Annotated in this window: 28 protein-coding genes and 1 CRISPR repeat array; of the genes, 13 read left to right on the top strand and 15 right to left on the bottom strand. The window is 33.4% G+C overall.

Annotation, left to right across the window (positions count from 1 at the left end):
- Positions 1–104 precede the first annotated feature (104 nt).
- From BKH42_RS04225 to traF, 5 genes are read left to right on the top strand one after another with little or no spacing between them, the layout of a single operon-like run.
- Positions 105–1,307, top strand: a complete 1,203-nt coding sequence (locus BKH42_RS04225) for an HD domain-containing protein (RefSeq protein ID WP_095295236.1) — start codon at positions 105–107, stop codon at positions 1,305–1,307.
- Positions 1,307–2,071 (top strand): flagellar biosynthetic protein FliR, encoded by a 765-nt coding sequence (gene fliR / locus BKH42_RS04220; RefSeq protein WP_095295234.1) that lies wholly within the window; start codon positions 1,307–1,309, stop codon positions 2,069–2,071. The genes BKH42_RS04225 and fliR overlap by 1 nt, the downstream gene beginning before the upstream one ends.
- Positions 2,072–2,082: 11 nt before the next feature.
- Complete coding sequence (locus BKH42_RS04215) at positions 2,083–3,309, top strand: molybdopterin molybdotransferase MoeA (RefSeq protein WP_095295232.1); 1,227 nt, start codon at positions 2,083–2,085, stop codon at positions 3,307–3,309.
- 11 nt (positions 3,310–3,320) lie between these two features.
- Complete coding sequence (locus BKH42_RS04210) at positions 3,321–3,737, top strand: universal stress protein (RefSeq protein WP_095295230.1); 417 nt, start codon at positions 3,321–3,323, stop codon at positions 3,735–3,737.
- 50 nt (positions 3,738–3,787) lie between these two features.
- Positions 3,788–5,050, top strand: a complete 1,263-nt coding sequence (gene traF / locus BKH42_RS04205) for a conjugal transfer protein TraF (RefSeq protein ID WP_257874266.1) — start codon at positions 3,788–3,790, stop codon at positions 5,048–5,050.
- 68 nt (positions 5,051–5,118) lie between these two features.
- Here the strand turns inward: traF and rplS are convergent, their stop codons facing one another.
- From rplS to ffh, 6 genes are all read right to left on the bottom strand, one after another.
- Positions 5,119–5,475 carry a 50S ribosomal protein L19 gene (rplS, locus tag BKH42_RS04200; protein ID WP_095295228.1) on the bottom strand — a complete coding sequence of 119 codons (357 nt, stop codon included), beginning with the start codon at positions 5,473–5,475 and terminating at the stop codon, positions 5,119–5,121.
- Positions 5,465–6,178 carry a tRNA (guanosine(37)-N1)-methyltransferase TrmD gene (trmD, locus tag BKH42_RS04195; RefSeq protein ID WP_095295226.1) on the bottom strand — a complete coding sequence of 238 codons (714 nt, stop codon included), beginning with the start codon at positions 6,176–6,178 and terminating at the stop codon, positions 5,465–5,467. Before trmD ends, rplS begins: the two co-directional genes overlap by 11 nt.
- Entirely contained in the window at positions 6,178–6,741 is a 564-nt protein-coding gene (gene rimM, locus BKH42_RS04190) for a ribosome maturation factor RimM (RefSeq protein WP_095295224.1), read from the bottom strand. The genes trmD and rimM overlap by 1 nt, the downstream gene beginning before the upstream one ends.
- Positions 6,725–6,976, bottom strand: a complete 252-nt coding sequence (locus BKH42_RS04185; protein WP_095295222.1) for a KH domain-containing protein — start codon at positions 6,974–6,976, stop codon at positions 6,725–6,727. Before BKH42_RS04185 ends, rimM begins: the two co-directional genes overlap by 17 nt.
- A 2-nt stretch (positions 6,977–6,978) precedes the next feature.
- Positions 6,979–7,212 (bottom strand): 30S ribosomal protein S16, encoded by a 234-nt coding sequence (gene rpsP, locus BKH42_RS04180; RefSeq protein ID WP_095295220.1) that lies wholly within the window; start codon positions 7,210–7,212, stop codon positions 6,979–6,981.
- A gap of 126 nt (positions 7,213–7,338) precedes the next feature.
- Positions 7,339–8,673, bottom strand: coding sequence for a signal recognition particle protein (ffh, locus tag BKH42_RS04175; RefSeq protein ID WP_095295218.1), 1,335 nt, complete (start codon positions 8,671–8,673; stop codon positions 7,339–7,341).
- Positions 8,674–8,823: 150 nt separating this feature from the next.
- Between ffh and BKH42_RS04170 the strand changes: the two genes are divergently transcribed.
- Entirely contained in the window at positions 8,824–9,237 is a 414-nt protein-coding gene (locus BKH42_RS04170) for a transcriptional repressor (RefSeq protein ID WP_180673970.1), read from the top strand.
- A gap of 34 nt (positions 9,238–9,271) precedes the next feature.
- On the opposite strand, the gene BKH42_RS04165 is transcribed toward BKH42_RS04170, so the two are convergent.
- Genes BKH42_RS04165 through hemH form a run of 4 tightly spaced genes read right to left on the bottom strand, consistent with a single transcriptional unit; the run spans position 9,272 to position 15,778 of the window.
- On the bottom strand, positions 9,272–11,290 hold the full coding sequence (locus tag BKH42_RS04165; protein ID WP_095295214.1) for a hypothetical protein: 2,019 nt from the start codon (positions 11,288–11,290) through the stop codon (positions 9,272–9,274).
- A 14-nt stretch (positions 11,291–11,304) separates the two neighbouring features.
- Complete coding sequence (ccsA, locus tag BKH42_RS04160) at positions 11,305–14,175, bottom strand: cytochrome c biogenesis protein CcsA (RefSeq protein ID WP_095295212.1); 2,871 nt, start codon at positions 14,173–14,175, stop codon at positions 11,305–11,307.
- 8 nt (positions 14,176–14,183) lie between these two features.
- Positions 14,184–14,822 carry a thioredoxin fold domain-containing protein gene (locus BKH42_RS04155; RefSeq protein ID WP_095295210.1) on the bottom strand — a complete coding sequence of 213 codons (639 nt, stop codon included), beginning with the start codon at positions 14,820–14,822 and terminating at the stop codon, positions 14,184–14,186.
- On the bottom strand, positions 14,819–15,778 hold the full coding sequence (gene hemH / locus BKH42_RS04150; protein WP_095295208.1) for a ferrochelatase: 960 nt from the start codon (positions 15,776–15,778) through the stop codon (positions 14,819–14,821). Before hemH ends, BKH42_RS04155 begins: the two co-directional genes overlap by 4 nt.
- A 95-nt stretch (positions 15,779–15,873) precedes the next feature.
- On the opposite strand from hemH, the gene BKH42_RS04145 reads away from it, so the two are divergent.
- Both BKH42_RS04145 and BKH42_RS04140 read left to right on the top strand, forming a co-directional pair.
- Positions 15,874–16,287 carry a hypothetical protein gene (locus BKH42_RS04145; RefSeq protein WP_095295206.1) on the top strand — a complete coding sequence of 138 codons (414 nt, stop codon included), beginning with the start codon at positions 15,874–15,876 and terminating at the stop codon, positions 16,285–16,287.
- Positions 16,288–16,301: 14 nt separating this feature from the next.
- Positions 16,302–16,973 (top strand): 16S rRNA (uracil(1498)-N(3))-methyltransferase, encoded by a 672-nt coding sequence (locus BKH42_RS04140; RefSeq protein WP_095295204.1) that lies wholly within the window; start codon positions 16,302–16,304, stop codon positions 16,971–16,973.
- 367 nt (positions 16,974–17,340) lie between these two features.
- Here the strand turns inward: BKH42_RS04140 and BKH42_RS04135 are convergent, their stop codons facing one another.
- The gene (locus tag BKH42_RS04135) at positions 17,341–17,568 is read right to left on the bottom strand and encodes a hypothetical protein (protein WP_095295202.1); all 228 of its coding nucleotides are present in this window, start codon (positions 17,566–17,568) and stop codon (positions 17,341–17,343) included.
- A 563-nt stretch (positions 17,569–18,131) separates the two neighbouring features.
- A CRISPR array of direct repeats spans positions 18,132–18,628; the repeat unit is 36 nt; unit sequence ATTTTAGCATGAGAAGATTTAAGAACTGCCTAAAAC.
- A gap of 38 nt (positions 18,629–18,666) precedes the next feature.
- On the opposite strand from BKH42_RS04135, the gene BKH42_RS09300 reads away from it, so the two are divergent.
- Both BKH42_RS09300 and BKH42_RS04125 read left to right on the top strand, forming a co-directional pair.
- The gene (locus tag BKH42_RS09300) at positions 18,667–19,065 is read left to right on the top strand and encodes a hypothetical protein (protein ID WP_143428561.1); all 399 of its coding nucleotides are present in this window, start codon (positions 18,667–18,669) and stop codon (positions 19,063–19,065) included.
- 4 nt (positions 19,066–19,069) lie between these two features.
- Entirely contained in the window at positions 19,070–19,972 is a 903-nt protein-coding gene (locus tag BKH42_RS04125) for a hypothetical protein (protein WP_095295198.1), read from the top strand.
- A gap of 23 nt (positions 19,973–19,995) precedes the next feature.
- Here BKH42_RS04125 and BKH42_RS04120 read toward each other — a convergent pair whose 3' ends face one another.
- Entirely contained in the window at positions 19,996–20,619 is a 624-nt protein-coding gene (locus BKH42_RS04120) for a hypothetical protein (RefSeq protein ID WP_095295196.1), read from the bottom strand.
- Positions 20,620–20,759: 140 nt separating this feature from the next.
- Here BKH42_RS04120 and BKH42_RS04115 point away from each other — a divergent pair, with 140 nt between their 5' ends.
- The 3 genes from BKH42_RS04115 to BKH42_RS04105 are packed head-to-tail and all read left to right on the top strand — an operon-like array spanning position 20,760 to position 21,946.
- A complete protein-coding gene (locus BKH42_RS04115; RefSeq protein WP_095295195.1) occupies positions 20,760–21,176 on the top strand; it encodes a hypothetical protein in 417 nt (138 codons plus the stop codon).
- Complete coding sequence (locus BKH42_RS04110) at positions 21,169–21,735, top strand: hypothetical protein (RefSeq protein ID WP_095295193.1); 567 nt, start codon at positions 21,169–21,171, stop codon at positions 21,733–21,735. The genes BKH42_RS04115 and BKH42_RS04110 overlap by 8 nt, the downstream gene beginning before the upstream one ends.
- 1 nt (position 21,736) lies before the next feature.
- Positions 21,737–21,946: a hypothetical protein gene (locus BKH42_RS04105; RefSeq protein ID WP_095295192.1), complete on the top strand. Its 210-nt coding sequence runs from the start codon at positions 21,737–21,739 to the stop codon at positions 21,944–21,946.
- A 1,010-nt stretch (positions 21,947–22,956) separates the two neighbouring features.
- Here BKH42_RS04105 and BKH42_RS04100 read toward each other — a convergent pair.
- The 3 genes from BKH42_RS04100 to BKH42_RS09455 all read right to left on the bottom strand — a co-directional run bounded on the left by BKH42_RS04100 (position 22,957) and on the right by BKH42_RS09455 (position 23,663).
- Positions 22,957–23,184 carry a hypothetical protein gene (locus BKH42_RS04100; protein ID WP_095295190.1) on the bottom strand — a complete coding sequence of 76 codons (228 nt, stop codon included), beginning with the start codon at positions 23,182–23,184 and terminating at the stop codon, positions 22,957–22,959.
- A 130-nt stretch (positions 23,185–23,314) separates the two neighbouring features.
- Positions 23,315–23,506 carry a hypothetical protein gene (locus tag BKH42_RS04095; RefSeq protein ID WP_095295188.1) on the bottom strand — a complete coding sequence of 64 codons (192 nt, stop codon included), beginning with the start codon at positions 23,504–23,506 and terminating at the stop codon, positions 23,315–23,317.
- Positions 23,496–23,663 (bottom strand): hypothetical protein, encoded by a 168-nt coding sequence (locus tag BKH42_RS09455; protein ID WP_180673968.1) that lies wholly within the window; start codon positions 23,661–23,663, stop codon positions 23,496–23,498. The genes BKH42_RS04095 and BKH42_RS09455 overlap by 11 nt, the downstream gene beginning before the upstream one ends.
- Positions 23,664–23,854 lie beyond the last annotated feature (191 nt).

Here is a 23,854-nt window from a genome sequence, read left to right as displayed (position 1 = left end):
TGATTTATAAAATCTTTTATAAGGGGGTTCCTCCCCTTTTTCTTTCTCCGTATATTGGACTGAAACTATGGTAAAATTAAAAACATCTAAAATGCGGAGATAAAATGCAATCTTCAAAGCCTCGTTTAAAATCAAAGCTCTTACGCCGTCTTTTTGTCGCAGCTTCTATTCGTAGATGGAATGATCAGGCCTGTCCTGTGGAATTTGTTGAACTTGATAAACAAGCTCATAAAATGGTTATCTCTTATTTATTGGCAAGATATGAAGAACAAGAAAGAGGGATATGTATTGATTGGGAAAAACTCATTGAGTATTTTTGTTTTGAATTCTTTGCTCGTGTGGTTCTTACAGATATCAAACCCCCTGTTTTTCATCAACTCCAAAAACATCATCAAGCTGAACTCGCTCGTTATGTGATGGCAGAATTACAAGAAGAACTTGGTGAGTATGATTTTTTTCCACAAATGGAGCAATACTTAGCTACTTCCACAAGTTCTATTGAGATTGAAATTCTAAGGGCAGCCCATTTTTACGCTTCTAAATGGGAGTTTGATATTATTTATAATTTCAATCCTCACATGTATGATATGCGAAACATCAAAAAAATAATTGATGATGAGGTGGAAGAATATTATCATCTTCGTGGCATACAGAAGATTGTGATGTTTGAAAAAGTTCGTGAGCTTGTTACGATGTTTGGACAACTTAGGTTTCAAAAACGTTGGAGTCAAACTCCTAGAGTTCCTGCCACAAGTGTTTTGGGGCATACTCTTATTGTTGCAATCAGTGCTTATTTATTGAGTTTAGATATTAAAACTTGCAAGCAAATGAGAATCAATCATTTTCTAGGAGGGCTTTTTCACGATCTTCCAGAGATACTCACAAGAGATATTATTTCACCTATTAAGCGCAATGTAATGGGGCTTGATGAGCATATCAAAAAAATAGAAGAAGAAGCAGTGAAGAGCAAAATACTATCCATCGTTCCACACAATATCGCTGAAGATATTGTGTATTTCACTCAAAATGAATTTAGCAATCGCTATAAGGTGGAATGTTTTACTAAATTTGTAAAAGATGGAAAAGATTTGATGCAAAATTATAATCAAGATGAGTATAGCCCTGTTTATGGAGAGTTTTTAAAAATATGTGATAACTTGAGTGCTTTTTTGGAAGCAAAGATATCAATCTCTCATGGAATATCTAGCTCTGAGCTCACTGAAGGAGCAAAGAGTATTTTTGAAAAATGTTCAGGTCATATCATCAATGATGTGGATATAGGATCTATTTTTAGAGATTTTGAGTAATGGAGCTCATAAGTACCCTTACAGATGGGAATGTAGGAAATTTTCTTTTACTATTGTTAAGATTTGCAGGGGTTTTTACTTTTTTCCCATTTTTTGATAATCAATTAGTTCCGCTTTATGTTCGTGGAGCATTGACATTTTTTATGACAGTGTTGTTTTTTCCTTTGATTCCTCATTCAGTATTCACTTTTACAATTGATACATTCATTATAGCTGGTGCTATGGAGATACTTCTGGGGTTCGTGGCCTCACTAGCTTTACAGATTGTCTTTGTTGCCATTAACTTCGCAGGAGATTCCATCAGTTTTTCTATGGGGCTCACGATGGCAAGTGCATATGATCCTATGTCAGGATCTCAAAAACCCATTGTAGGTCAAGGGATTGCCCTTTTAGCCATAGTGATTGCTTTGAGCGTTAATTTTCATCATTTTGTTTTGATGTTTATCGCTCATACGCTTTCAAGTGTTCCGCTAGGGGGATTTGTGCTTAGCAATGATGTGGTATCTTATCTCACAAAGGCATTTGGAGATATGTTTTTAGTTGGTTTTGCGATGGCATTTCCTATTTTAGGGTTGGTGCTTTTGAGTGATATTATTTTTGGTATGATTATGAAAACCCATCCGCAATTCAATCTTCTTGCTATTGGGTTTCCTGTCAAAATTGCCATTGCTTTGGTGGTCATCATTCTCATCATACCTGCGATTATAATCCGTTTTAAAGATGAATTAAATTTGGCATTTTTAGCATTGAAAAAATTGTTTTAAAAGGACACAATATGGATCCAATTTCTTTTGAAAAAGCACAAGATATTCATTTCTCTCTCAATCTTCCTGAACTTAAGATAATACAAAAAAGTATTTATAAAGCTTTTGGGGAGATTTTAGTAGAGGATATTTTTTGTAAAAAATCCCTTCCAGCTTTTGACAATTCTGCAATGGATGGTTATGCACTTAGACTTTCTGATTTAAAAAAAGATATCAAAATCAAAGGAAGGATTTTAGCAGGAGAAAATGCACTTGGTTTAGAGATTTTAGATGGAGAATGCATGAAGGTGATGACAGGAGCGATGATACCTAAAGGCACCGAAGTTGTTGTCCCTTTTGAAAATGTGCAACTTAAGAATGATGAATATATAGAGGTTTTAGGCGATTTTAAATCAAATGCAAATATTCGATTCAAGGGTGAAGAAAAATCTATCGGGGAAATATTGGCAAAAAAGGGAGACAGACTCACGCACGGACTTATTGGACTCATAGCCTCTCAAGGTATTAATAATGTGGAAGTTTATCAAAAAGTAAAAATTGCTGTTTATTCTAGCGGAGATGAAATCATTGAGCCTGGAGAAAATGCTCAGGAACATCAGATATACAATATAAATGCGGTTTCTATAATAGCTTTATTGCACTCTTATGGATATGACGCTCAGTATCTTGGTGTTTTAAAAGATGATTCTGATATGTTGCAAAAGGCAATCCAAACATTTCATCAACATGATATTGTGATAACTAGTGGTGGGGCTAGTGTTGGGGAGGCAGATTTTTTTGAGAAAGCTCTGAAAAAATGCGGTGCAGATATCAAATATCACGGTATCAATATCAAGCCTGGTAAAGCGATTATGCTCGGTACATTGAAACAAACTTTTATATGTTCTTTGCCTGGTAACCCACTCAGTGCAATCATCAATCTCAATACAATGATTTTACCGATGATTCAAAGACTCTCTGGAGCAAATAGATTCTATCCAAAACCTATTTTTGCAAAGCTAAAAAATCCCATTAGAGTGAAAAATGGAAGGGTAAATATGATTTTAGGTAGATACAGCAATGGAGAGTTTGAAGCCTATAAGGGTGGAAAATATGGCTCAAATGCTATTAGCACTATTGAAGAATGTGATAGTATTGCCATCATAGGAGAGAAGGTTTCTGAAATCCAAGAGGAGTTAAAAATTTTGCCTTATGTTATGGAATTTTCTGATACAATGCTTGATATTATCAATGAATAAAAGGAGCTCAAATGGTGAAACTATTATTTGGTGTGAGCGATACAGATGAATGCAGAAGGGCGATAAAAACAATTACCAACATATTTGGCAGTCAAGATAAAGTTGCCCTCACGCTTTTGCATGTAACTCCTGAAGTTTTAGTTTATGCTGAAAGTGGAATCGTGGATTATGGCACAATCGAAAATATCGAAAAAGAGAAATCCAATGAAATTCTTGACGAGTTTGAAAAAACCTTTGAAAAAGAAGGTTTAAAGTGTGAAAAAATACTCAAAACAGGAAATCCTATTGATGTGGTGCTAGAAATTGCTAATCAGTATGATTTATTAGTGATAGGAGCAAGTGAATCTTCGTTATTGCATCGAATATTTAGCTCTCATCAAAATAGCTTTATCAATTCATCACCGATTCCTGTTTTGATAGCAAAATAGGTTTGATAAAACCTTAGAGGGTGTTTGAAGCATATATGCGGAGGCAGTCATTGAAAAAAACCATTGTGTTTTTAAGTGCTTTAGGCGTATTACTCCCAAGTGTTGATGGTCTTGAGTTTGGGGGGATGGGGAATGTTTCTGCTGGTATGGGTGGTGCAGGGGTAGCCTTGAGTTCTTCCCCATATGGCGTTTATTACAATCCCGCGCTCTTGAGTGCTGATAATAAAACAAAGTTTGGTTATACAGTTGGTATCCAGTATAGACAAAAAAATATAGATAAACTTGCCAATGTGGATTTTACGAACATCACTTCTTCCAATGAGAGCTTAGAGTCCTTTAAAGACATCATCACTGATAATAATCTGAGTATGATAAGTCAAAATGGGATTGTTTTTCAACTTGGTTCTTCTGTTATTAGAGGAGAGTTTGGTGTTATTTCTCTAGCGTATTTTGGTTCTGTATATGCTAGTCTTTCTGTTCAGGCGGATCCAAATCGTATGGATTTGATTGTTAAAAATGGAAGTGATTATGAAAAATTAACTTCAAACACAATGGGTGGTTATGACTTCACACCCACTTCCCAAGCTGATTATGAAGCACATTCGCTTGTTTATGCTCTTGAACAAGGAAATGCACATAAACTTATCACCTCCACCTTTTTGCTCTCTGAAATACCTATTGGCTATGCTAAAACCTTCTATCTTAAAAACTCTAATTTGAATTTTGGGATAGCTCTTAAATTAATGAATGGTCTATTTTCTGTCCAAGACATTTATTTGGGAAGTACGCTTAGTCAAGATCATTTTAAAAATCCATTCTCTAAAAGCGCTTATGAGTCTTCTACAAACTTTGGAGTGGATTTGGGAATGATGTATGAGATTGATTTTCCAAAATTTCGCTATCTCACTTTTGGTGTGGTTGCAAAAAATGTCAATAGCCCTATGTTTAAATACTCTAGCAGGAATATCACGGTAAAACCTCAATATCGAGTCGGAGTGGCCTATAATGAACGTTATTTTACCCTTGCATTAGACGCGGATATTTTGCCTAATGAGCTACTCAATTTTAGTTATCAAAAACAGCAAAGTCAGATGATTGGCGGGGGGATAAAATTTGATTTAGAGTTTCTTGATTTGAGAGCAGGGATAATGAAGGATATTAGACAAGATGATGGCCTGATACTCACAGCAGGAATCAATATATTAGGGATTTTTGATATCGCACTTCAAAGCGGAACAAGACTAGGAGAAGCCAAAGGCTATAAGATACCAAAGTACTTAGATCTGAAAGTGGGAGGAAGTTTTTCTTTTTGAGTAAAGACTCTAGGGAATTCTATGGCAAACAAAGAATTCAGGAATACTTTTTTGCCAATAGATTTGTTTTACTTTCGTAACTCTTTTATTCTAGCAGATTTGCCTTTTCTATCTCTGAGGTAGTACAGTTTAGCTCTTCTAACTCTACCTATTCTTAAGACTTCAATTGTGTCAAGACTTTCGCTATATATGGGGAATGTTTTCTCTACACCGATATTATTGGCTCCCATTTTTCTAACGGTGAATGTTCTATCCACGCCATTTCCTCTGATAGCAATACAAATGCCTTCAAAATATTGGATACGACTCTTTTCGCCTTCTTTTATTCTGATACCCAATTTTACAGTATCCCCTGCTTTAAATATAGGGATTTTCTTATCTCCAATCTGAGCTTTTTCAAAGCTTTCGATGTATCTATTTTTCATTTTCTACCCTTTGTGTGGCTTTCCATTTTTGGTATAAATCTGGCCTAAAGTATTTTGTCTTCAAGATTGCCAAATTATTTTTTAGGTCGGCAATTCTACTATGATTTCCCTTTGAAAACTCTGAAGGTGGAATAAAATTTTCAAATTTCTTTTCTAAATTCATCACTCTAGAAAAATTGGGTGCTTCTAAAAGATGAGATTGAAAACTTTCTCTTATGAGTGAGTCTGGATTACCTAGCACTCCTTGTATCTGTCTAGAGATGCTATCACATATACATAAAGCAGGTAGCTCGCCTCCTGTGAGGACAAAATCACCTATAGAAAATATCTCATCAGCTCTCATTTCAATAGATCTTTCATCAAAACCCTCATAGCGGCCACAAAGCAGAACAATATGAGATTTTTGAGTCAATCTAACAGAATCATTATGAGTGAATGGTTTCCCTACAGGAGATAAGAAAATGACATGTTTTGGATTTTTCAAGTCATTGAGTGCATCTTCAATCACATTTGGAGATAGAACTTGCCCCGCTCCTCCACCAATTTGAGCATGATCGGCTTTTTTGTATTTATCTTTGGCATAATCTCTGATGTTGATGGTATTGATTGTGATAAGTTTTTTACTGATGGCATTTTTTAAAATAGAATCTTCAAAGTATGAGTTGATAAGACTTGGAAAAAGTGTCAGAAAGGTAAAGTTCATCAACTTGCTTCCAATATGGATTTTGCCCCTTTGACAAAAATATTTCTATTCTCCCTTGAAGTTTCTATGATGAATACTTCAATATAGGGTATCAAGAATTTTTTTGCCAGTTTTTTGCAGATCAGTTCTTCTGAAGTGCTTACTATAAGATAATCGGTAGTTCCAATGCGTTCAATATCGGTTACTTTTCCTAATATTTCCCCATTTTCAATGATGTCATAATCAATAAGCTCAAACCAAAAAAATTCATCTTTAGATAATTCGCACATTCTTTTTGTGTCTTCAATGCTAACGTATGCAATCGCATTTGTGAGAAGTTTTGCCTGAGTTATATCATCAACATCCTCAAAAAAAATAACTGAATTTTTTGGATTAAAACTTTTGATGATGTGACAGTGAGTGGAAGATGAAAATTTACTGAATAACTTTAGGGTAAGATGAAGACCTTTTTGAATGCTTTGAGGGAAGTCTGTGTTTGATATAAACTTCAAACCACCATCAAGCCCGATTGTTCTGCCTATTTTTCCTATTTGGACTAAAGATAAATCACTTTTTGGAGTCATCTGCTTGAACAACTATTTTATAGGTCAATCCATCTTTTGCTTTTGCCCCAGATATAAATGTTTTCAAAGCACTGATCATTTTCCCGTCTTTGCCAATAACTCGACCAATATCAACAGGAGAAGTGTAAATAACGATGCTTTTACATCCATTAATGATAGGAGTACCAGAAATTCTTACTTTATGGGGGTCTTGAACTATTTTTTTTACATAGTTTTCTAAGAATTGCTCTACCATTTTTATTTACTTGAGGATAATTTTGCTACTCTCTCACTCATTTTTGCACCCACGCTCTTCCAGTAATTTAATCTTTCTGTATCGATTTTTACGACTGCGGGTTCTTGCAATGGGTTATAAAAACCAATAGATTCTATCCAGCCACCATCCCTTCTTTTTCTAGAATCTGTAACAACCACACGGTAAAATGGTTTCTTCTTCCTTCCCATTCTTGTTAATCTAATGACTGTTGCCATATTTTCTCCTTTTGAACATTTTTAATGATATTTGATATTTTTTAGAGTTTGCATGATCTACCCCAAACGTTTAAAAAACCTTGATTATACCGAAAAAGAACTCTATTTTAAATTAAAATTCCTAAACTATCTGATTTTTCCTTTCATTTGTCCCATCATGCTCATTAAATCTTGCATCCCACCTTTTGAACTAAATCTTTTTGCCATTTTAGCAGCATTGTCAAATTGCTTGATAATGCGATTAATATCACTCACTTCTAACCCACTACCAAGTGCAATTCTCTTTCTGCGGCTTCCATTAAGTAAATCAGGATTATCTCTTTCTTTTGGAGTCATAGAATTTACCATGGCCTTTATTTTTTTAACTTCGCTAGAGTTGTCTAAATCTACATTTTTGAGTGCTCCTGCCATATTTCCAAGACCTGGAATCATTGAAACAATAGAACTCATTGAGCCGAGTTTTTTGATATTTTCTATTTGTGCTAAAAAGTCAGTGAATGTGAATTGTCCTTTTTTGATTTTTTTGCTAAGGACTTTTGCTTCCCCTTCATCTAATATAGTAGCTGTTTTTTCGGCTAAAGAAGCGATGTCTCCAGCTCCCATCAACCTAGATATAATCCTATCAGGCATAAAAATATCAAGATCGGGGATTTTTTCTCCATTACCAATAAAACGTAATGGAATACCAAGTTGATATGCAATAGATAAGGCAACACCACCTTTTGTGTCACTATCAAATTTGCTCAAAATCACACCAGTAATGTCTATTTTTTGATTAAAAGTATCAGCACTCCTGATGCCATCTTGACCACTCAGAGAATCTGCTACATAAAAAGTCTCATAAGGATCAAGTTCAGTTTTAATGCTTTTGAGTTCATCCATTAATTCTTCATCAATGGCCAATCTTCCTGCCGTATCTACAATCATCACATCATATTGTCCTGTGATAGCCTTTTGCTTAGCTGCTTTGGCAATTTCTAATGCACTAGCACTTTCAAGATAGAAAATATCCACTTGAATTTGTGACGCTAATTGTCTGAGTTGCTCTACTGCTGCCAAACGAGCTAGATCGCAAGCTACAAGTAAAACTTTTTTATTTCGCGTTTTTAGATAATGGGCGAGTTTCGCAGAGGTCGTGGTTTTTCCACTTCCTTGCAATCCTGTGATTAGCACTATAGTTGGGGGTTTGCTTGAATAGTTGAAACCATAATTCCCGCTAGATTCTAAGATTTTGGCAAGTGCATTTTGAAGGGCATTGAGGAAATTTTGTTTTCCGATACCCATTTTTTTGGTCTGTATTTCAATATCTTTTAACAAATCTTTGGTTGCTTTATGATAGACATCGTTTCTCAAAAGAGATCTTTTTAGTTCCTCTAGTGCTTTTGAAAGAGACTTTTCATCGTCATTAAAGCGGATTTTATTCAGTGCGGTTTTGAATGACTCACTCAGTGTATCAAACAACTTAAAACTCCTTAGGTATTACAATTTTGCAGTTGTAACCATTGTACAAAAAAACAACTTGTAAAAATCTAAAAAATCCATTAAAAATTTTTTGATACAATCATCAATATCTAAAGTAAAAATTTGATTTAATTCAGTGAGGATATAATTATGGACTTTGAAATCAGCTTAAAAGAGAAAAATCTTAAGGTTACTCCGCAAAGAATGGCTATTTTGAGAGAGATTCATAAAAATGGCCATATTACGGTAGATGATATTTATGAGAATATTAGGATAGATTATCCTTCTATATCCCTTGCAACTGTTTATAAAAATATTGCTGCGTTATATGAAGTGAATATTTTACGTGAGATTAAAGCTCCTGCCCAAAAACAACGTTATGAACTTAGTTATGATCACCATTTACATGTAGCTTGTGAGAGATGTGGCAAATTAGAAGACATTAGAGTGGATGTTTCTGATATTTCACAACAATGTTCAAAAATGACTGGTTACATCTTGCATGATGCTTCAGCGGTTTTTATTGGGGTGTGTCCAGAATGTGCGGCTAAAAATAAAAAATAGATTATTGAGGATCGGGATTTTATAAAGTTAGCAATTAAAGCTTCTTTGATATTTTATCTAGGAGCTTTTTTGCCTCTTGTTCTTTTTGTGGGGGAATGATTTTATTGAGTATCTCACCTATGTTTTTCTGTATTTTTTTCATCCCCTCGCTTTTTATCAGCGTATTGGCATCTAGTTGTGTTTTAGGACCTTTTAGGTTCCCATCTATGGTCACATAGATATAATCCTTACTAGAAGAGAATTTAACTTTTGAATGGATTGTATTTTTAGGGATATTTATTTTCAAGTATTCCGAACTTATTTTTATTTGATTGCTTTGCATTGTCAATTCGGCATCAAGATTCCCTTTATCAATATTTGAGTTGAAATTTGCTATTTCAAAAACTTGTAAATTTATATCAATCCCACTGTATTTTTTGAATATATCACTTATTTGTGTGTGAGCGATTTTCCCATCTTTTATAAAAGCAGAGATTTTTCCTTTTTCTGAGGTCAGATCGTAATTTAGCTCTCCACTTGCACTACCATTTAAGACCGTGCCAATTTGAAGAGTTTCTAGCAATCTTTTCACATTTATCTCATTGAAATTCACATAGAAATTTTTGGGATTGAATCTTCCTTGAGCTATTCCACCTAAGCTCGTGGTTTGAAAATCAATATCTATAGCCTTGTCATATTTTATATTTCCATTGGCTTGTAGTTTGCCATTGAATTGTTTTTTGGTGAATCCTTCTAGCTTTGATAAATCACGCACAAGCAGATCGTATGTACCATCTACATAAGGTTTTTTTAGATTAATATTTCCATTTTTAAAACGAAAATACCCGAGTCCTGATTCAATATTAAAATCAAAATTTCCTGTTCCATCAACAATCATAGCTCCTGTTTGGATGATGAAATAAGCATCAGGAACTTGTATTTGCGAGTATTTTTTGATGATATCAGGATTTGTATTAGCCTTTGCTCTTCCAGAAATGCTCAAACTTTTAGAATTATTCATATTTCCCATAAAAGTTGCTGTACCATTTAGATATTGGGGTTGATAAAACATCCAAAAAAGTTTCTCAATAGAAATTTTTTTGACATCAAATCTGAATTTTTCAAGTCGGAATTGGTTTAAACTCAATAAGTATTTGCTATTAGAGTTTGCAATGTCGCTATAACCCATCATTTGAAGGTTATTTTTATCGCCTTTTAAAACCCCCTTAGATTTAAAGCTACCTCTTATGTTTTTAGATAATAAAATTCCTAACGGTGCTATGTTGAAGAGGGAAATATCGTATTGATTGTTGATTTGAAGGGTTGGAATTTGCACTTCACCTTTTGTTTTTATATCTCCAAAGTTGGAGATGAAATTTAGCTCATCTTGGATGATTTTATCTTTGAAATCCGCTTTTAAATCAAGTGAAAAATCATTTTTCGGTACATTGATATGGAGGTTATTTTTCACTAGTTCTGGATTGATTAGGCCTTTTTGGATTTGGGCATTTAATTGGCCATTGATTGAAGTATTCCAATTTCCTTTTAGATTTGCATTAACATCTAATTTTCCACTCACATAAGGAGGTTTTTTTAGCAAAATCAAGAGTTCATCAAGTTTTAATCCAGTCACTTTGGCTTGAAGCTCTTGAATTTTAAATGATTTTATTTTTGTCTGAATCGAAGTGTTGGAGTTTGCAATATCACTATTTGTATTGATAAAAAAATCATAAATGTTTCCTTCAAAGCTAGAATTGATATTGAAAGTTTTTGCTTCAGGAGTGAGAGGGTTTTTAAGTTCGGCGATGAGGTCACCTCTAAAATTTTGATGCCAAAGTGAAAAATGAGCTTTTAATTTAATATTTAAGGAATCCTTGTGAATCGCAGAAATATTCAATTCAGATATTCTTAAGGAAAACGTTTTTAGTTCCAGAGGAACGGGGGAGTATTGATTTATTTTTGATTGAACAAGAGGCTTTAAAAGATTGTTACCTATTTGGGTGAATATTAAGACATAGCAAATGCCTAATAAAACAATCAATACCAGCAATATGAAAAAAATGGTTTTTTTCATTCAATTTTTACCCATCATCCAATCTTTGGCATGTCTAGTTTTCTTTTGAAAAAAGCTAAAAGAATTAAAATGATGGTTAAAGCTACAAAATAATACAAGAATACAGGTACAGGTACAGGGTCACCTGCAGCATAACTGTGCATACCAGATAGATAATAATTCACACCAAAATAGGTCATCAAAACAGAATAAAATCCAATCACGCTAGAAGCTGCCAAAACATATGGCATAAATTGAAATCTTAAAAATCTCAAATGCAAGATGATCGCATAAACACCAATAGAAATCAATGCCCACGTCTCTTTTGGATCCCAACCCCAGTATCTTCCCCAAGACTCATTTGCCCATATTCCTCCTAAAAAATTCCCTACAGTGAGCATCAATAATCCAAGTATCATACTCATTTCGTTGATAGCATTGAGTGATAAAATGGTCGAATCAAGATTGGGATGTTTAGGGTTTCTGAAGATAAACATCACTAGGGTGATCACACCTAAAATAAAGCATAAACCCAAAAATCCATAACTTGCGGTGATAACAGAAACGTGAATATTGAGCCAATAAGATTTTAACACAGGGACGAGATTTCCAATTTGAGGATCCATAAAGCCAAGATTGGCTACAAAAAGAGCGATTCCTGCTAAGAAACTTGCTGCACATAATGCAAGGCTAGATTTCCTGAAGAATATCACACCTGCTATTCCTGCTGCCCAAGCTATGTATAGCATTGATTCATAAGCATTACTCCAAGGCGAATGCCCACTGATATACCAGCGTAAAATAAGTCCTATGCTATGAACACCCACACATATAGCGATGAGTGTGTATGCCAAACGGAAAAACCAAATATTCATCGCTTTATCTCGTAATATGCTCACAAGAACAGCAACAAAAAGAATCACGCCTAAAAGAATATAAGGCAAGATGAGTTTATTAAAAAAGTTAATGTGATTTAAAAAAATCTCTGAATTAACTTTTGATTTTGGAAGATATAAATCTTTGCCGTGAGTTTCTTGATATTTTGCTAATTTATCAAGAGCAATATCTGCACTTTCCCATTGATTTTTTTCAATCCCAAGATCAAAACCCGTATAAATATCATTCAAGATGCTTTGAATTTCTTTGGCAACAGAGGGAGAAGAGTTTTCTAATGCCTCTAAAGGAGCTAGCCATTTATGGGAGTTCTGATCAGGAAATATTTTTAAAACTTGTCCTGTAAATACCATAAACGCGAGATTCACACGTTCATCAACTTGTAAGACATCATTATCAAAAGTGCCTCTTTCATTGGGTTTTTTGCGATTAGCTTCTTCGACGTAGTTTTGCAGTTTATAACCAGTAGAATCAAAAATATCGCTAAAAGCAACGTATTTTTGATTCGTGGGCGTACCTAAGACTTCCCTTATTTTGGGAGTTTTTGTGTAGATGATTTTAATATCTCTCCAATCATCAGGATAAAGCATCATTCCTAAAAATACTTGATCGTTGCTGAGTCCTTTGAAATCATCAGATTTGGTAATTTTGTGAATGATATTCATAGCGACGGTATCTATGGGTTTTATTCTGCCTCCAAAATCCTGAAGCTGAAGTTGAGAAAATTTCCTAGTATGTGTTAAAGAATTTTTTCTAAGATCATTGAGTCTTTGGAGAATCAGCTCTTTTGAATTCAGTGGAGCAGTATTTTCTTGCATCGCTGATGTGTTTAAATCTGATGAGTTTGGGAGAGTTTTAGAATCTGCTGATCCGTGAGTGTCTATCTTGACTTCTTGAGCATACAGTCCTGTTGTGGCTAGACCCAAAAACATCACAACAATAAAACTAGCTATTTTTTGATTTCTTAGAAAATGAGAAAGTTTTTTGAATCTTCCTTCTCTTGCAAACAGCATCCAGATTGCTCCTAGTATCAACATTGCATATCCGATGTAAGTTGGACGTTTTCCAGGATCTTTATTTACAGAAAGAATGGTTCCTTTCTCATCTAAATCATAAGAGGATTGAAAAAATCGATATCCTTGATAATCAAGCACATGATTCATATAAATTTTATAAGGCATGATGGTATTTCCTTGCGTATCTAACACATCAACTTCAGAGGCATATGAAGATGGACTATTAGAACCTGGATAACGTTCTAGATCAAATTTATTTAACTTGAGTGCAAATGGCAAATGGATTGTTCTCACTCCCCAATTTATAGAGATGAGAGTATCTCCAAATGAGATTGTCACATCGTTGCTCTCTATACCTGCTCCTCCAATAATATTATAGGTTTTTGAGATACCATTGTAGGTAGCTTGAATAACTAGATAGGACGTATTGTTATTTTTATCTGTGGTTGTTTTACACGCTGTTATGAACTCAAGTTTAAGGGGCCTATCAAAGATCTGTATAGATTTTGCAGGATAGCCCAAAAGAGGTTTTTTTGAAGCATTTTTTGTATTGCAATTCAAATGGCTAAAAATAGGATTTTTTAGAAATATCTTCTGGATTTTTTCATCCGAAGAAATCCCAGTGATGTTGATAGTGCTATCAGCGCTTTTAATCACTGAGCTTGATTGTCCCTCTCGAATATGCATTGTTCCTTCAAAACCAAAAAATCGAGTCACTCCTGCACCAAAAATAATCACCACAAAAGAAGAATGGAATAAAATACTTGCGTATTTTTTACGTTTCCAACTTTTTGAAACAATCAGCGTTCCTATCAAAATCATGAAAAGATAAATGTGAATAAAATTAAACCACCAAGTGTCATATACAAGTGCTTTTGCAAACCCAGTCCCATAGTCATTTTCAACAAAAGTAGCAATAGCACAAGCAATAGCATATATCGCTAATAAGGGAATTGCAACCCAAAATGAACAAAAGAGCAATTTGAATGTTTTCATAAAAACACCTACGAATTGGATTTTTTGAAAATATATTCTTGCAGAAGTTTATTGATCTCTTTTTGAGTTTTTGCTTTTTTCCACTCACCAGTACCTACAAACTCAAGCATTGCCATAAATTGTTTCTCAGGCATATATCCAGGAAATTCAAGGATTGTTTTGCCATCAGAATCTGAAAAAACAATTGTCGGAGTTGGTCTTATGTCATACATACGGGAAAGTTGAGCTGTTGAAACTTGAATTTCTTTTGGATCGCTAGGAGATCCAACTTTGAAATCGTGTATTTTTGAGTAACTCATATTTACATAATAAGCAGTGAAATTATTTTGAATGTATTTTTTTAAATCAGGATTATTCTTGATATCTTTTTTCAGAGCTTCGCAATAGCTACATCCATTAGCACCAAAAACCATCATCATATATTTTCCATTAGGGCTTATGATTTTAGTATCATTAAATACATCTTCAAGCCCAGCGTAGCTATTTTTGTCTAATTTTTCACTCTCTTGTAGTGTTTTTGCTGATGTGCTAGTTCCATCAGAAATAATCCCCGAATCTACCTGATTATCGCTTTTACAACCAGATATACCCATCCCAAGAATACCCAGTATCACAAAAATAGGTACAGCTAAAAATATCTTTCTCATTTTAATCCTTTTGTATTGGCTTCTACATATTCTAAAATCATTTTAGCAAATGAATCTGAATTGTTCAAACAAGGACACACAATATAGTCTTTTATTCCCAATTCTTGTGCAAGTTGCTTGTATTGAATGCAAAGTTCATATTTTGTTTCTGAGTTGTCTATGGTGAATGAAATTGGGTAAATGATAACTTTGCCATTTTTACATTTTTGTATCACTTTATCTGTATCAGGGCCGATCCATTTCATAGGACCAACTTTTGATTGATAAGAGAGAATAATATCTTTGAAAACTATATTTTGCTCTTGGAGTTTATTTTTGATGATTTCAAAGTTTTCTTCACATTCTTTTTGGTATGTATCGCCTTTTTGTACCACTTTTTCAGGAATCCCATGTGCGGATAGAATCAGTGTAAATTCGGTGCTATCTTTTCCATCTAGAGCTTTTTTTATATCTTCTAATATGGCTTGATTGAACATATCGTTTTGGTAAAATCTATCAATGACTCTAACATTAGGGCTATAGCTCAAAGCTTTGAGCGAATCATAAATGTCTGTGATTGAGGAGAGAGTTGTTGTGGTGGAATATTGAGGGTACATACTCATGAGTACTAATGATTGAATGCCTTTGTTCTTAAGATCTTCTAGAACCATTTTGGAATAAGGCGGGGTGTAACGCATCACATAGGTATATAGTCTAGTTGTATCTAGTTTTTCAAGTTTTTGAGTTAGAGAAAAGGTAATCTCAGTAATAGGGGACTTCCCTCCGATGGCGGCGTAGATTTTTTTGGATTTTTCAGATCTTTTAGAAACGATGAAATTGCCTATCATTTTTCTAAAAAAGGTATTTCTTATCGAAAGAATATGTGGATCATGAAACATGTTAGTCAAAAACACTTCCACTTCATAAAGACTGCTAGGACCCCCCATATTCAATAGCAACACTGCTTCTTTGGCCATTTGGTACTGATCCTTTAGTTTGTTGAGTAGCGTATAATATTCAAATAAAGTTAATAATGCTAGAATACGCTATAACAACATATTTAGGAGTTTTTATGGAGGAAGTAAATATGATCGCAAAAGCTTTCAATGATTCAGTGTTTTTTCATAGCTTTTTTATGTATTTTATGCCAGTTCCATTTATCATCAACCTTTATACGCTTTTCAATCAAAAAGAATATATCAGAGTGAATAGAAAAATTTGGTTTGTGATGCCTATTATATTCTTTTTGATTGCAGTGGCTTTTTTTACAGGTATTTTTTTATTAGCAATGGGGCATTTTATTATTGATGCGAAAATCATTATGATGATTGTCGTGACTCTTTTTATCTTTTTGGGCGAAATTTTTCGGATAAGACGATTGAAAATTGCTAAAACAAAAGAGGAATTTATGATTTCTTATTTGAAAATTTGTAAGATTTTGTATTTGATTGATTTAATTCTTTGTCTTCTTCTTATATTTGGGTAATTTTTGGGGGTTTGATGCGTTTTGTTTATCATTCAGATGCGGGAAATGATACTATAAGTCTAAAAGGAGATCTTTATAGCCATATATATCAGGTTCGTCGCACTAAATTTGAAGAAAATATTTTACTAAGAAATCTCAAAGATGATAATATCTACACTTATGCACATATTCAAATATCAAAAAAACAAGCGGATTTAAAACTTTTAGAATGCTCACATAACCCCAATCCCTCCACAAAAAAAATCCATCTGATTTGGGCGATTATCGAAACAAAAAATATCGAAAAAAATCTTCCCTATCTGAATCAGCTTGGCGTATCCAAGATCAGTTTCTTCTATGCTAATCGTAGCCAGAAAAATGAAAAAATCAATCTAGAGAGATTGTATAAAATCCTACTTCATTCCTGTGAGCAGTGTGGAAGAACAGATTTGATGACTTTAGAGATAATTTCTAATACTTCTGAAGCTTTAAGGCTTTATCCAAATGCTTGTTTATTTGATTTTGGTGGTAAAAATATTACTGAAGGTAAGCTAAATTTTGCAGAAGGTATTTTTTTAGGGCCAGAAGGCGGTTTTGACGATAAAGAAAAGATATTGCTAAATAATCAAGTGTGCTATAGCACAAAAGATAATTTTGTTCTCAAAAGTGAATGTGGGGCATTATTTCTTTCAAGTCTTACATACTAGTTTATTTTGATAGAACAAACAAATCATTGAGTATTGGAAGATAAATTTTATTTCAAACTTTATCAAAAAGATGATTTTCTATACTAGAATAAAATCCCAATCATGTATTAAAAAAGACATAAATTCAAAAAATTAATGAGTAGTATTAAATAATTATTTGATTATTTGTGTTTATCTGTGTTATTTCACTGTTATTTAGAAACTAGCTCATCATACTTTGAAAATTTGCAATAAAAACAAATCTACAACAAGTTACCATTCTTGTTGATGTCAAACTTATTTCAACTCTCTTAATTCTATAATCTCAACAGAAGTGAAGTTATCACAACAAAGAATGGCTATTTCAAAAGAAAGTACTCAAGAGCTACTAATTTAAATCTCTCAATTCCCTGATTTTTTTCACAATCATGCTAACGCAAATAACTATCGTGACTCCAAAAATAAAAATAGCACCTGAAAGAATTCCAATTCCAATTGAATTCAATTCATCAATATTCATAAATAGATAGGCATTGACAATCAAAAGACCGATAATCAGGATAATGAACATATTTTTTAAAAAACTAAATATTGTCTTAATTGATTCAAGTTTCATTTGATTCCTTTTTTGATTTTATAGTTCAGTTATTAGATATTAATAAAGTATAATACATAACTATACTTCATTAATCATTAAAATATTTTGAATTTAGATTTTTAAGCTTATGATTTAGTAAAATTTATTGCGTATTTGTTTTCATTGATTAGAATTCTAGAGAATTTTAGGCGTGAGTAAGAGATTATATTTGATATAGAGTGTGGTTTTGAGTTCTAGCGATTCCATAGGGATTAAAAAAGATACACTGGATTTGATTCTACCTGCCAAAGGAAATATTAGGGCACTGATATTGACTGAAAAACAATTTGACCATATGAGGTTATTGCTAGGAAGAAAAAGTGAATTAGAAGAAGCAAGGAAACCAAGACAGCTTGTATTGTTTTAAGATATTTTTGTAGTTGTTTTGATATATTTTAGGGTTTTTGGGGGATTGTAACCCCGCACGGAACCCAATAACCGTTTATTCTAGGCAGTTCTTAAATCTTCTGATGGAATTTTAGCATATTTCAATGCTATTTATCCTTAAAATTCCCACAATAGACGGGAAATCAAGAGGGTCTATTTTAGCATGAGAAGATTTAAGAACTGCCTAAAACGACAAAAAGAGAAAATCGCTTTTGATGTGGATTTTAGCATGAGAAGATTTAAGAACTGCCTAAAACATGTTCCACGTCCGTTAAACAAAAATCCTATTTTAGCATGAGAAGATTTAAGAACTGCCTAAAACTTTTCTGAGGTGAGTTGATGAAAGTATTCTAATTTTAGCATGAGAAGATTTAAGAACTGCCTAAAACGAAGGTCAAGATAAAATACAAGCCCAGTTAATTTTAGCATGAGAAGATTTAAGAACTGCCTAAAACTGCTTAATAAGAAATTGCAATAGCTTTCCCATTTTAGCATGAGAAGATTTAAGAACTGCCTAAAACATTCAATGGGTGAGGTATGTATAATATTAGATTTTAGCATGAGAAGATTTAAGAACTGCCTAAAACTCATCTGGAAAAATGATTGATCCTTTTAAATTTTAGCATGAGAAGATTTAAGAACTGCCTAAAACTGAACTGGTATAACTATAGAAATTTTGAGCCAAAGGATATGAGTAATTTAGGTATAGGGTATCACTATAGCCCTTTTAATTATATAGACACAAACTCTTCTGCAAATAACTCTCCACTCACAAGAACGCCCAAACATGGATCTACATTCAATCCAAATAGTTATGCCCCATATGCTCAAAATGGCAATAGTGGTACTTGGTATGGCAAGGCCTGGAATGCTACCAAGCCTTTTTTGCCTCAGAGTTATGCAGAAGTGGGATCACTCCTAAGTGGAGTAGGCTCCATATGGGGTGCTATCGCAGGTGCAAAAGCAGCAAAAGATGCCAATCAAACAGCTAAAGACAATCTAGATGAAATCAAAAAAAGAAATAAAAAAATAGATGATGATAATGAAGCTCTTGTAAAATCAATCAATAGCGTTTGGGATAGGGAGTAGAGAGATGGCCAATAATAATGATAATAATCAGCAAGAGAACCCAAAACTAATAGCTATTGCTAAAAAAGCGACATTTGATGATCTTGATGATTTTCAGAAAAGTGACGCAAACGATTTTAACTCAAAACTAGAAAGTTTTCGAAAAAAACATCACTTTTTAGGACTTCCTGAAGATTTTAAGGCCATATTATCAAAAGCTATAGATCCTAAACATGGTGGAAAACTACCTAATAATCCAGAACCCCCTATAGGTGGGTTTAACAATAATTTCATCAATCAAGGAAATGCTTTTTCTATAGGTTTTGGCACCAATGGTTTTAGATTTTATGTTAACCCAATAGCTGTAATAGGAATCGGTATAAATCTTTTTTCTCAAAGCTATAATAAAAATACCAAAGAGTTAGAAGAAGAAACTGCAAGAGAAACAGAAAAATACAATCAAAAAAGACACAAGCATAAGGATTTGTTTTTTGATATTGTGCGAAGCAATCAAACAGGTAGAATTTTTGCTGGAGGAGACCTTTATAATGCAGGAGCTGGAAGCAAACAATACGATCCTTTGAGTGTGTATGAACCCTACAAGTATTTTATGGAACAAAGTGATATTTCACTCCAAGACATCACAGCAATATTAAAAGATGATCTTCCAAAGGCAGGAAAAAGGAGCTACTATCCTGGTGTGGATAGCAAGATCGACTGGGCAGGACAGAATAAAAACATCAAATCAAGCCAACTATTACTCAATACCTCGCTCAGAGTGACTTATCAGAAATTCAAAGAAGCCAGTAAGTGGTGGGGAACAGGAAAAACCCTTCAAAGATCTTTAATATTCAACTACAATCTAAATGATCTGTTAAAGAGGCGTACGAAAGCCTTGATAACAGATTTTAAACTTAAAAATAAGTAAAAAAGCCTTTTTAAGGCTTAATCTCAAAGCTTGAAAAAATAAGAATACATCACGGAAACAATCACGCCAGTATAACTCTTATATAAAGGAGTTTCATCACTATCATATACAGTTGTTTCAAATAGTGGAACTTTTAGATTGAGTCCTATGGCTTGTTTTTGTGCTCTGTATCTAACACCTAGATTCCACTTGACTATAGGATCTTTATAATACCAGGAAGGATAGAGGTATCCTTCTTTGGTTTCATCAAAATATTTTCCTATATCAAATCCACTCATAAAGGCATATTTATCTTTACCTGTGAATTCATACACATAGTTGGCTCCTAAAGACCATTGATGTGCTTCTACATCCATAAATATATTAAATCCATTGCCATTTTTGAAGATAAGCTCTGGGGCTATCATCGCATCTGCGGAAAGATAAATTGGGGTTAGGCTTTCAAAACTTATCGAATATGAGGGGCTACCAAATCTCATACCAAATCCAACTCCACCAAATATTCTCCAATCAAACATCGCTTCTTTTTGAGGTTGTATCATAGGAGTATTCACTCCTTTTACTGGTGCATTTTCTGCTTCCAAAAAATAAACACACAGGCAAACCATAAAAACACTTTTTACTACAAAATGAATATTTTTAATCATATTCTCTCCTGATTTTTTTTAAATATTGTATTTTATAAAAAATAACTTAAAAAAATATTAGATACATTATTATCAAATCAAAAAAACAAAACCAAAAAAGCGACCTTTTTTTAAAACTCAAAAAAATCTAAAATTCACGTATGAAAAAGCGAGAAGTCAAATTTCCTATCAGTACCACATTGACCCTATTAGATGCTTATGGAAATCCTAGATTTTCCACAGAAGTATTAGAGAAAGAACCTGTACTCATTCCTGTGCCATTTAAAAGAGAGGTTTATAAAGATAGCGAAGGAAAACTCTATTATATCTATGAAGGTAAGGGGATTTTAGAAGATACAGACATTGCTATTGCTTATTTTACACTAACTCAAGAGATGATTGATGGCTTTGATAGGTTTCTTATCTGTAATGAATGTGAGGATACAGATAGGGAGCTTTATCGTGGTATCTATAAGGTTTTAGATTTGAATATGCAAAAACAAGACTACATCATTCACCCTCAAATACAAGCATTGCAGGAAGCTATCATCAAAAAAGCAGGAGTGAAGAGTGCTTAGCGAACTTATAAAAGATTTTATTGATAAATCAGAAAATTTACAGCAAAACATTGATGCTCTTATGGAATTAAAAGAGCAAATAAAGCAGAGTTTGCAAGAAGAGAATCTAAAAGATAAAATCGACTCTACGCCCTATTTGCATAGCAGTTCTTTTTATGAACAAGTAGCTAGTAGCCTTCCTTTAGAAACGCTAGTACAGAAAATCCCCCAAGAAAAGCTACAAAACACTCTTATAGAAGTTATAAACAATCTCTATAGCCCTGAAGTTTTAGCAGAGGCTATATTTTCAAATCAAGATTTCAAAGAAGCCTTTCATAATCGCTTGTCTATAGAAACCAAAAGGGCTATCACAAGAGAAATTATCTTAAAAGAATTCCAAAAAGCCCTAAAAGAACAAATCACAGAACTCACAAAAGAGGCTCTAAAAGAAAATAAAATCGATAAATACCGCTTAGAGAGTGCCCTTAGCTTATTTATCATAAGGATCCATACCAAGCTTATTTTTATGCAGGATTTTTATGATGAGATCTTTAAAAGAAATATACTCAAAAGGATATAAAATGAAAAAAGATTTGATAGAAAAAATTGACCTCTCGCTAGATAAAAATTCTGATTATAGAGAAATGACGATCTTGACTCTAGAGAGTGCAAAAGAAGTGTTGCAAATCTATATGAATCTAGAGAGTGATTATGTGGCTTCGCAAAAAACACTTGATAATGAAATCGCCTCTTTTAGGGATAGAACACAAGAAGATTTAAGAACTGCCTAAAACTCAATTTTGATACCAAAACGAGTTTTGAATTGTATTGAGATTTTATTTAATCGTGTTTGTATTGATAGGAGATTTTTAGAACCATCACCTTCAAAAGGGCTTTCTCCATAAAGAATCACACTACTTAAGATTAGCTTTCAATATAAATCTGAGTGGTTTTAATATGTTTTACAAGAAATAAATAAAAATTGCTAATATTACCCCCTCCCCAAGTTCCTATGATGACAACGTGGCTCAATCGGGTATTAACGGGGGGTTCAAGCTTGAAGATTTCTCAAAGTGTTCAAACAATAAAATGATGTCTTTAATCAAAAGGATTCAATCCAGAATCAGATTCAATATCAATTTTAGATTTAAAACAAATCAAACAATTCAAATTCAAAACTAATTCAAAATCAATTCAAAACCAAAATTAAAATTAAAATCAGATTTAGATTCAGCTTCAAAACAAATCAATCAAAATCAAAATCAATTTTAGATTTAAAACAAATCAATCAATTTCAGATTCAAATCAAACCAATCAGATTCAATTCAACTCCAATTCAACTCCAAATTAGAATAGATTGAGATCATTCAATCCAAATCAATCAGATTTAGATTCAGATTCAAATCAAACAATCAAAATGAGATTTAGATTTAAATCAATCAATTCAAAACTAATTCAAAACCAAGTCCAAATTAGAATAGATTCAATTTAAAATCAATCAGATTTAAGATGAACTGGATTTAGACTCAAGATCAAATCCAAAACAACTAAATCAAATCAATCAAAATCAATTGGATTTAAGATCAAATTCAATTCAAATCAGATTTAGATTTAAATCAAACCAATCAGATTCAATATCAATTTCAGATTTAAAACAAATCAATCAGATTCAGATTCATTTCAATCTAAACCAAACAAACTCAGTTTAGATGATGCAATCAGATTCATTTCGCACGTGATAAACAATCTGATCCATCATCAATGGGGGTGGATTTATCACAAGTTCTCTTTTCACCTCCTTTTATTGGTTCTTTTTGCTTCCTCTTATGTTGTTGGCATTACCATCATCAGCTTTCAGGTTATTGGCATGGTTGCCATTGGCATTACTTGGTATTGGTATTACTTTGATTCCATTGGCATCAGTTTTGACTCCATTAGTATTACCATCATCAGCTTTCAGGTTATTGGCATGGCTACCATTAGCATTACTCATAACATTGCAACCATTGATGGTATTAAAGGTTGCCATTGCTGATTCCTGGTATTGGCCTTCTTGCCATTGCTATTGTTGCCATCAGTTTTGATTTCATTAGCATTACCCTTCATGCCTACTTTCTCTTAGCTTACCATCATCAGGCTTGGCATGGTTGTCGTTGCTATTACTTGGTATTGCCATCAGTTTTGATTTCATTAGCCTTAGTATTCCCACCACCATTGCTATTACTCATAACATTACAACCATTGATGGAATAAAGGTTGTCATCAACCTTAGTATTCTCACCATTGTTCCTCTTAGCCTTAGCTTTGATTCCATTGCCATCAGTTTTGATTTCATTAGCATTACCCTTCATGCTTACTTTCTCTTAGCTTACCATCATCAGGCTTAGTATGGTTGTCGTTGCTATTACTTGGTGTTGGTATTACTTTGACTCCATTAGCATTACTCATATGGTTACCATTAGCATTACTCATAACATTACAACCATTGATGGTATTAAAGGTTGTCATTGCTGATTCCTGGTATTGGCCTTACCGTTCCTGCCATCACCATTATTTGGTATTAGCTTTGTTGTCATCAACCTTACCATTCCCATCATCAGCTTTGACTCCATTGGCCTTACCATTCCCATCATGAGCTTTGACTCCATTGAGATCAGTTTTGACTCCATTGGCCTTACCATTCCCATCATGAGCTTTGA

The organism is Helicobacter sp. 13S00482-2 (assembly GCF_002272795.1).
Lineage (GTDB): Bacteria > Campylobacterota > Campylobacteria > Campylobacterales > Helicobacteraceae > Helicobacter_J.
Note: the sequence above shows the minus strand (reverse complement) of the source record. Positions and strands in the feature narration are given on the sequence as shown.